The following is an 8,679-nucleotide window of genomic DNA, read 5'->3' as shown; positions in this document are numbered from 1 at the left end:
CGGGGAAGGAGGAAGAACCCACCCCCACCCCGCCAGACCACCGAAGGACTCGCCACCTATCGCGCCCAACACACCTCCCGGCACACCCGGCACACCCCTCACAGCACCCTCCCCGTGTCAGAGCGGAGTTACGGGACGGGGACGACCGCGTTCCCAGGTGGTTGGCCTATGACAGGTGTCATCACCGATGCGGGGAGAACCTCATAACGGATCGCTGACAGTGGTGACTGCTTCTCCGGGCCATCTTTTGCCAGGCTGGTGGGTATGGCTTCCAGCGATCCCTCCACACCCCCCGGACCTTCGGACCCGTCCGACGTCCCTTCCGGCTCGTCCGCGGCCTCGTCCGCCACTCCGTCTTCCACCCCACCTCTCTCCCGCTCCTCCAAGACGGCCCGTCGACAGCGCTCTCCCGCCGCGCCGGGGCGGGTCTGGCTGGTCGCGCTCGGGGTCGGCGTGGTGGTCGCGGTGCTGGCCGCGCTGTTCGCGCCGGCCCGGTCCACGCCCGCGACCGGAGTGGCCGGGGACGCGTCTTTGGCCTCGGATGTGGAGCAGGTGCTGGGAGACCGGATGGTCGAGGTGCAGGGGCTGTCCGTGGCCCGGTTCGACCTCGACGACCCGGACTCGGTGGAATGGGCCGCCGCGGGGACCTCCGACGGAACCACACCGGTCGGTCCGGACACGCCGTTCGAGACCGGTTCGGTGATGAAGGTGATCACCGGGATGTTGCTCGCGGACATGGTGGAGCGGGGAGAGACCTCCCTGGACCGCACCCTCGCCGAGGTCTTCCCGGACATCGACTTCGACGACCCCGAGGTCGCCGACATCACCCTCCAGGAACTGGCCACCCACCACTCGGGGCTGCGGGCGATCGCCGATGGGGAGGGCGCGGCGGTCACCTTCCGCTCCATGCTCCTGATCAGCCCGTATGAGGGCGCCATCTCACCGGTGGACGGGCTCGTGCACACCCAGGCCGGACCCAAGGACCAGTACGTCTACTCCAATCACGGCTTCGCGACCCTTGGGCACGCGTTGGCGGAGGAAGCGGGCGAGAGCTACCCGGACCTGGTACGCGAGCGCATCCTCGACCCCTTGGACATGGACGACACCGAGGTCGCCGCCGAACGTCCCGAGGGCGGTGCGCTGTCGTACTACGAGCCGGGCGTTCGGGTGGCTCCGTGGACCAACACCGAGTACGCGCCCGCCGGGATCTCCACCTGGAGCACCGTCTCCGACCTGGTCGCCCTGGTCGGTGCGGTCGCCGAGGGCAGTGCTCCGGGCGCGGACGCCACCGATGTGGTGCTGGAGGATGTCCGGATCGGCGGGGCACCGTCGGAGGAGGAGCCCGCAACGGAGGCGGACGGGGACACCGAACTGTCCATGGGGTTGGCCTGGCACGTCCTGGACACCCCCGACCACGGTGAGGTCACCTTCCACAGTGGGAAGGTCTACGGCTCCTCCACCACGGTCCTGTTCGACGACGAGCGCGCCGTCGTCCTCATGGGCAACAGCTTCACGCTGCAGGAGAGTCGGCTGGCCCTGGGGCTGCTCGGTGATGAGCCCGGGGAGGCGTTGTCGGCCCCTCCGAGCACCGGGACGAGCATGGCTTTGACCCTGCTCCCGCTGTTGCTTCCACCGGTGCTGTTGCTCGCCCTGATGATCCGTCGCCGCACCTTGATCACCCAGCGCCCGCTGGATCGCCTACGGATCGTCTCGCTGAGTCTGGGCGCCGTGGCCTGGTGGGTCTACACCCAGCGCGGCGGTGTGTGGACGGATCTGCCCACCGAACCGTCCGCGGTCGCCGCGGGAGTGGTCGCCACCGCCATCACCGTCGGGGTGTGGCACTGGCGTCGGGTTCCGACGGAGGCGGGCCGATTCCGGTGGCTGCACGTCACGGTGTTCGTGTTCTCGGTGTTGTTCTCCCTGACCCTGCTCTCTCTGATGGTCTACGCCCTTCTCTTCGCCCGACAGTGAACCTTCGGCGGGTAGGAAGGGGACATGGGACATTCGCGGGAAGCACACCGAATCCCCTCGGCCGGGCTCTTCCTCTACGACCATGACTGTGGCTTCTGCCGGCGGTGCGTCTCGTTCGCGCGGGAGCGGGTCCGAACCCGCACGGCCTTTGCGGCCTGGCAGGAGACCGATCTCAAGGCCTTCGGGCTCACCCCGGAACAGGCGGACGAACAGGCCTGGCTGGTTCGTCCGGACCGGAGTCTGCTCTCCGGCGGTGACGCCGTCGCCGAGACCCTTCGGTTCGGCCGGTTCCCCTTCCGGGCACTGGGCCGGCTGATGGCCCTGCCCGGGTTGCGGGCGCTCACCCGGGCCGCCTACCGGGTGGTCGCGGCCAACCGGTACCGTCTGCCCGGAGGCGGCGACACCTGTGCCCTTCCGCCCCCACGCGACGGTTGATCCCCCACAAGGAAAGAGGCTTCGAGTTGATCTCGTTGGCCCGGACGGCCGAAGAGACCATCCCCTTCGGCCCGCTCATCATGGTCGTGCTGTCCATGCTCGCCTGCACGGTGGTGCTGGTGCTGATGGGGATCTACGGCGCGCAGCGGGGGATCAGGCCCAACGACTTCTTCGGCATCCGCACCAGGTTCACCAGGTCGAGCGACTCCGCCTGGTACGCGGTGCACGAGGCCTCCGCCCGCTGGTCGATCCTGGCGGGGATCGCCTTCCTGCCCGCGGCGGTCCTCACCCCGTTCCTTTCCACCCCGAACGCACAGGTCATCGCGATCCTGGTGCCCACGACCGTGGGCACCGCGCTGTTGGTGGTGGGGTCCTGGAGGGGGCACAGGGTCGCCCGCAAGCGCCTGGCCGGCGAAGCCTCAGGCCGCTCGTAGCTCCCGGCACACCGCCAGCAGCCGCTCGCGCAACACCCCGCCGCGTTCGGCGAAGTCGCGCTGGTACTCCATGTACGCGGCCTTGCCCTCGGCGGTCTCGATCCGCACGGGCTCGTACCCCCACTCCCGCAGGTCGTAGGGGGAGGCCCGCATGTCCAACGTGCGGATCTCCCGGGACAGCTCGAAGCAGTCCACGACCAGCTCCGACGGCACCGCCGGCGTGAGCTTGTAAGCCCACTTGTACAGGTCCATGTTGGCGTGCAGGCAACCCGGCTGGTCCAGGTCCGCCTGGGTCTCTCGGGTGGGTGAAAGGGTGTTGCGCGGGCGCGCGGGTTCGGTGAAGAACCGGAACGCGTCGAAGTGCGAGCACCGGATCCGGTGCGACTCCACCACCCGGTCGGTGCCCTCGTTCCCCAGCCGCAGCGGAACCTGGCCGTGGCGCACCTGCGAGGTCCGGTACACCATCGCCCACTCGTGCAGCCCGAAGCAGCCCAGGTGAGCCGGGCGCGAGGCCACCGCCGAAAGCAATCGCTCCACGAAGTCGAGCACGGGTCGGGCGGCCAGGAACGCGGGCACGTCCAGGCCCACCCCGCCACCGTCGAGTTCGGTGTAGAAGCGCTCCGACAGTCGCTCGCGCGCGGCCTCCCCGGCCAGGGTCGTGCCCACCCCGGGGTGCCAGCGCCGCAGCTGTGCCGGCTTGAGGTTGTAGTAGGTGAACAGGAAGTCCTCCACCGGGTGCCGTTCGCCCGCGCGGCGTCGCCGCAGGTGGTCGGCGGTGAGCGCGTCGACGCGCGCGGCGTGTCGTTCGGCGCGCTCACGCTGGTCCGTCTCGGCCAACACGGTCCTGGTGGTCCCGGTCATCGTCCCCATCACGGCTCCCAGGGTATGGTCCCCGGTGTGCAGATCCCCACCGACGAACAGATCCGGTCCCTCCACGAGAGGTACGCGCCCAACGCCGAGGCCTTCGAGCGCGTGTACACGCACTGCCAGGTGGTGTGCGCGATCGCCGAACAACTCCTCGATCGCGCGCCCGCGAAGGTCGACGTCGACCTGGTCCGGGCGGGCTGCCTGCTGCACGACATCGGCGTCTACCGTCTGGTCGACGCCTCGGGCCGCATCGCCCACGACCGTTACGTGAGCCATGGGGTGCTCGGCCACGAACTCCTCGCCGCCGAGGGGCTGCCCGAGACGCTGTGCCGGTTCTGTTCCCACCACACCGGGGTGGGGGTCACCGCCGAGGACGTACGGTCCCAGGGGCTGCCGATCCCGGTCGCCGACTACCTCGCCGAGACCCCGGAGGAGGAGTTGGTGATGTACGCGGACAAGTTCCACAGCAAGACGGAACCGCCGGTCTTCCACACCGTGGAGAGCTACTCGGCCAAGGTCCGCCGCTTCGGCGCGGACAAGGAGGTCCGCTTCAAGGCACTCGTGGAGAGCTATGGAGAGCCCGACCTCGCATCGCTCTCCGCCCGGTTCGGCCACCGGACGCTCTAGTTGGACTGCTGCACCGGCAGGTGGCGTCCCAGGTACCCCACGTACACGCGGTTGGTGGTCTCCGGCCCAAGGTCGGGGAAGAAGTACAGCCGCGGGCAGATTCCGTACTCGATGTCCAGCTTGATGTGCGCGTACATCGGTACCCGCCCGGTCGGGTCCACCTCGTGCGGTACCCGGAAGAACCGCTTCTCGTTGAGCTTGCCGCGGTTGCGTACGTAGTCCGACTCCTGTGACGCCAGCCGTTTGACCGGGATCACCCGGTAGCCGTCCGGTGGATCGCGCAGGTAGGAGTGGAAACCGAGCCCGCTGCCGGGGTTGTCGAACTGGTAACGGGCGTAGTCGTTGAGCGCCAACAGCGCCTCCCAGGCCCGGGTCACCCACAGGGACTCCTTGCGGCTGTCGGCCAGTTCGTACACCGTCTGGTCCTCCAGGGTGAAGAACAGGTGCGGCAACACGACGTCGTCGGTGACGCGCTCCAACAGCTCGGCCACGCTCGTGGGCGGTCGCCGTTCGGGGTCGTTCGGGGCGGGGGTGGCGGCCAGCCGGAACAGGCCCTCCTCACGGACCCGTTCACGCAGCCAATGCGCCTCGTAGCGGGCGGACCGCGCGCTCTCCCGCGCGGTGTTCAGCTCCTCGGCCAGGTCCGCGGTCTCGTCGAGTAGTTGGTGGCGTTCCTCCGACAGCTCCCCGATGCGTGTGTTGAGCCGGCGTACTTCCTCCCGCAGCCGTTGAAGCTGCTGTTCCTGGGCCTTGGCGGCGGCCAGTTCCACGCTGTTCGCCGAGTCCTGCTCCGACCTGTGTGCGATGGCGTGCTCCGGTCCGTTGGTCGGTGGGGGAGCGAGAGAGGTGGGGTCCCGGCGCAGGTCATCGGTCTCCTCGTGCAGGAGGGTGTCGATCGCCCTGAGCGTTTCGGGTAACCCGAGGGCCACGGCGTTGTCGCGCACCCGCCGGGACAGGGCGGCGCCGACCCAGTTGCGCACACGTTCGCCGTCCCGCGCCGTGTCCAGGGTGGAGGGGCTCATCCGGGGGTGGCGTGAGGAGTCCGCCTCGTTCTGAGGATCCACCGAAGGCAGGAACGTGCGCACACCGCCGGCGGGTATGTCCAGGTCACGGGGGAGTATCGCCGCCATGCGATCCAGTGCCGCGGCGTCCAGCACGTATCCGGCGCACATCCCGGTGCACCGGGACAGTGCCCCGGCCATGGAACCGCGCCAGGCGGCCACGGTCACGTCTTCGGGGGCGCCGGTGGCGACGATCGCCAGTCGTCTCAGCGGATCACGGATGGCCGAGTGCAGGGCGGCCACGTCGGATTCGTCGCGTCCGCGCACGATCCTGGGGGCGGGCACCAGCGTGTGCGCGCCGTCATGGGCGTTGACCGCCTCCAACAGCATGCGCGCGGCTTCGGGCGGCATCACCTCCAGACGGGTGACCTCCGTGGAGAGGCCGGGGGCGGGTTCGACGGTCATGTCCAACCACAGGTATCGCCAGGGGGACAGTTCGGGGTCGACCACCACGGTGACCAGGGTGCGCCACACCCCGTCGGGTTTGTCGGACTCGGTGGTCAGCCGGAGGAAGGTGAGTCCCTCGTCGGTGTTGTCGTGCCGGGCGACCAACGCCCGGGACCGGTTGCTGAGGTCGTAACGGCCCGAGGAGCCGAAGTCCACGCGCGCTCCGGAGTTCCCGCGTTTGCTCAACCACCGTGAGAGGACCGTCGAGGCGACGGCGACGAGATCCCCGTCGTCGTCGGGGACGGCGACGAGCGTGCGGTAGACGAGCGGCAATGGCACTCCCGGGTTCCCGTCGACGGCGGCGGACCCGAGGGCCTGTCCTAACGCGCCGGCAGAGCCCTCTCCACCACTGTGTATCAAGGACCGCTTCCGCGCCAGCGGGTCAGCGTAAGAACCGTACGTGATCGTGTACTCCAGTGTGGCCAATTCGGGGGCCGGCTTTGGCAAGGGTGGACAAGGCGCGGTCCGGCTCGCGGGGTCTAGCGTCGCGGACATGACCACGCACCCGTTCTGGCTCGCCGGCACCGCGACCACCGGCGACACCGACATGACCGTCCTCAACCCCTACACCGGCGAGGCCGCGGGCACCGTGTCCGTGCCCACCCCGGAGCAGGTGCAGGAGGCCGTGGCCGCCGCGCACGCGGTCGCCTCGCGCGCCGCCGCCCTGCCCGCGCACGTCAAGGCCACCGCCCTGGACCACATCGCCCGGCGCATCGGCGAGCGCGCCGAGGAGATCGCCCGGGTGATCACCGCCGAGAGCGGCAAGCCGATCAAGTGGTCCCGGGTCGAGGCCGGGCGCGCCGCGTCCGTCTTCCGCTGGGCCGCGGAGGAGGCCCGTCGGGACAGCGGAGACCTCCAGCGGCTGGACACCGACGCCGGTGGCACCGGCCGTATGGCCCTGATCCGCCGCGTGCCCAAGGGCCCGATCCTGGGCATCTCTCCGTTCAACTTCCCGATCAACCTGGTCGCGCACAAGGTCGCGCCCGCGATCGCGGTGGGTGCGCCCATCATCCTCAAGCCCGCACCGGCCACCCCCATCACGGCGCTGCTGCTCGGCGAGATCATCGCCGAGACCGAGCTGCCCGGCGGCATGGTGTCCGTACTGCCCATGCCGAACGAGTCCGCGGCCGCGCTCATCACCGACGAGCGCCTGCCCGTGGTGTCCTTCACCGGCGGGGCCTTCGGTTGGGAGATCCAGCGTCGTGCCCCGCACAAGCACGTCACCCTGGAACTCGGTGGCAACGCCGCCGCTGTCGTGTTGGACGACGCCGACCTGGACTGGGCTGCCCGGCGCGTGGCCCTGTTCGGCAACAACCAGGCCGGCCAGGTGTGCATCGGCGTGCAGCGAGTCGTGGTCACCGAAACCGTGCACGACGAGTTCGTGCGACTTCTGGTCGACCGGGTCGAGGAGCTCGGCACCGGCGACCCCGCCGACGACAAGACCGACGTGGGTCCGATGGTCGACGAGGCCGCCGCCGAACGCGTGACCACCTGGGTGGAGGAGGCGGTCTCCGCGGGGGCGCGCGTGCTCACCGGCGGCACCCGTGACGGTGTGACCGTGGCGCCCACCGTCCTGGCCGACGCCCCCGCCGACGCCAAGGTGGTGCGCGAGGAGATCTTCGGTCCGGTGCTGGTGATCCAGCGGGTCGCCGACACCGACGCCGCCTTCGCCGCGGTCAACGACAGCGCCTTCGGGCTCCAGGCCGGCGTGTTCACCCGGGACCTGCCCACCGCCTTCCGGGCCCACCGGGAGCTGGAGGTCGGCGGCGTGGTCGTCGGCGACGTCCCGACCTTCCGCGCCGACCAGATGCCCTACGGCGGCGTCAAGGGCTCCGGCGTGGGCAAGGAGGGTGTGCGTTCGGCGATGACCGACCTCACCGACGAGCGCGTCCTGGTCCTCACCGGCATCGACCTGTAGGGGTCCGCGCACGCGAGCGGCCGGTGACCGCGGAGCAGGAGTGGCGGTCACCGGCCGTGGGTGAGGGAGGTCTACAGACCCGAGGCCTGCTCGTACAGGCGTCGGGCCTCGGAGCCCAGCCGCGGCCCGTACTGGACGGCGCGGTCGTCGGCGTACTTGAAACTCACCACCGAGGCGATGTTCCCCTGCCCCGTGGACGGGTCGAAGTCGGCGAACCACGGTCCGCCGCTGGACCCCTGGGTCATGGAGCAGCGGACCCCGTTGGCGGTGGTGCCGCCGGTGTCCGGGACCGTCCGGCCCGAGCAGTAGTGCAGGTTCTCGCCGTCGTAGGGGGAGGCGGACGGATAGCCGAACGTGTACACCTGCACGCCCTGGTTCACCCGCTCCTCGGTCCAGGTGTCGAAGGACAGTCGCTGGGACCCGACCCGCTCCTGCACGGTGGTGGAGTCGGTCTCGTTGAGCACGACCATCGCGAAGTCGTAGCTGTCGTCCGCCTCCTTCGCCCACTTGGGGGAGACGATCAGGTCGCGGGCGGTGAACTTGCCGTGGGGGGCTTCACCGTCGTCGTGGCCGGGCACGAAGGTCCAGTTGCGGGCCCAGGCGCCCTTGCCGTCCTTGGCGCAGTGGCCGGCCGTCACCAGGGTGCTCTCGTTGGCGGAGTCCACGACGGAGGCCGAACAGGTGAAGTCGCGCCCGTCCATGGTCAGGTACACCTTGCCGGTGGTGCGGGTGACGAGCCCACCGTCGTTCCAGACCTCGCCCTCGCTGTCGGGCCGGGCCGCCTGCGGTTCCACGGCGTCGTCGGTGGGGGCCGGGGCCATCGGCTCGGTGATCTCCAGGGCGGAGTCGACCAGAGCGGTGATGGGCTGCGCGGCGGCCATGCGCTCGTTGGTCCAGTAGTCGAAGGTCTCGGCGTGCT

At 70.1% G+C, this 8,679-nt stretch carries 8 protein-coding genes; 5 read left to right on the top strand and 3 right to left on the bottom strand.

The window, feature by feature from the left end; genetic code table 11:
• Window positions 1-264: 264 nt before the first annotated feature.
• Genes K8V84_RS19275 through K8V84_RS19265 form a run of 3 tightly spaced genes read left to right on the top strand, consistent with a single transcriptional unit; the run spans window position 265 to window position 2,840 of the window.
• Window positions 265-1,971: a serine hydrolase gene (locus K8V84_RS19275; RefSeq protein WP_304076942.1), complete on the top strand. Its 1,707-nt coding sequence runs from the start codon at window positions 265-267 to the stop codon at window positions 1,969-1,971.
• A gap of 24 nt (window positions 1,972-1,995) precedes the next feature.
• Window positions 1,996-2,406, top strand: a complete 411-nt coding sequence (locus K8V84_RS19270; protein ID WP_304076940.1) for a thiol-disulfide oxidoreductase DCC family protein — start codon at window positions 1,996-1,998, stop codon at window positions 2,404-2,406.
• Between the two features lie 26 nt (window positions 2,407-2,432).
• Complete coding sequence (locus tag K8V84_RS19265) at window positions 2,433-2,840, top strand: SdpI family protein (protein WP_304076937.1); 408 nt, start codon at window positions 2,433-2,435, stop codon at window positions 2,838-2,840.
• Here the strand turns inward: K8V84_RS19265 and K8V84_RS19260 are convergent.
• Window positions 2,826-3,710: a 3-methyladenine DNA glycosylase gene (locus tag K8V84_RS19260; protein ID WP_304076934.1), complete on the bottom strand. Its 885-nt coding sequence runs from the start codon at window positions 3,708-3,710 to the stop codon at window positions 2,826-2,828. The two genes, K8V84_RS19265 and K8V84_RS19260, sit on opposite strands and share 15 nt — an antisense overlap.
• A 27-nt stretch (window positions 3,711-3,737) precedes the next feature.
• On the opposite strand from K8V84_RS19260, the gene K8V84_RS19255 reads away from it, so the two are divergent.
• Complete coding sequence (locus tag K8V84_RS19255; RefSeq protein WP_304076932.1) at window positions 3,738-4,334, top strand: HD domain-containing protein; 597 nt, start codon at window positions 3,738-3,740, stop codon at window positions 4,332-4,334.
• On the opposite strand, the gene K8V84_RS19250 is transcribed toward K8V84_RS19255, so the two are convergent.
• Window positions 4,331-6,115: a hypothetical protein gene (locus K8V84_RS19250; RefSeq protein ID WP_304076929.1), complete on the bottom strand. Its 1,785-nt coding sequence runs from the start codon at window positions 6,113-6,115 to the stop codon at window positions 4,331-4,333. The genes K8V84_RS19255 and K8V84_RS19250 overlap by 4 nt on opposite strands.
• Window positions 6,116-6,335: 220 nt before the next feature.
• Between K8V84_RS19250 and K8V84_RS19245 the strand changes: the two genes are divergently transcribed.
• Window positions 6,336-7,760 (top strand): aldehyde dehydrogenase family protein, encoded by a 1,425-nt coding sequence (locus tag K8V84_RS19245; RefSeq protein WP_304076926.1) that lies wholly within the window; start codon window positions 6,336-6,338, stop codon window positions 7,758-7,760.
• A 71-nt stretch (window positions 7,761-7,831) separates the two neighbouring features.
• On the opposite strand, the gene K8V84_RS19240 is transcribed toward K8V84_RS19245, so the two are convergent.
• A partial coding sequence (locus tag K8V84_RS19240) for a serine protease (protein ID WP_304076924.1) occupies window positions 7,832-8,679 on the bottom strand: 848 nt, incomplete at its 5' end.

It is taken from the genome of Nocardiopsis listeri (assembly GCF_020741345.1).
GTDB classification, from domain to species: Bacteria; Actinomycetota; Actinomycetes; order Streptosporangiales; family Streptosporangiaceae; genus Nocardiopsis; species Nocardiopsis listeri_A.
This window is presented reverse-complemented; position numbering and strand designations above follow the sequence as displayed.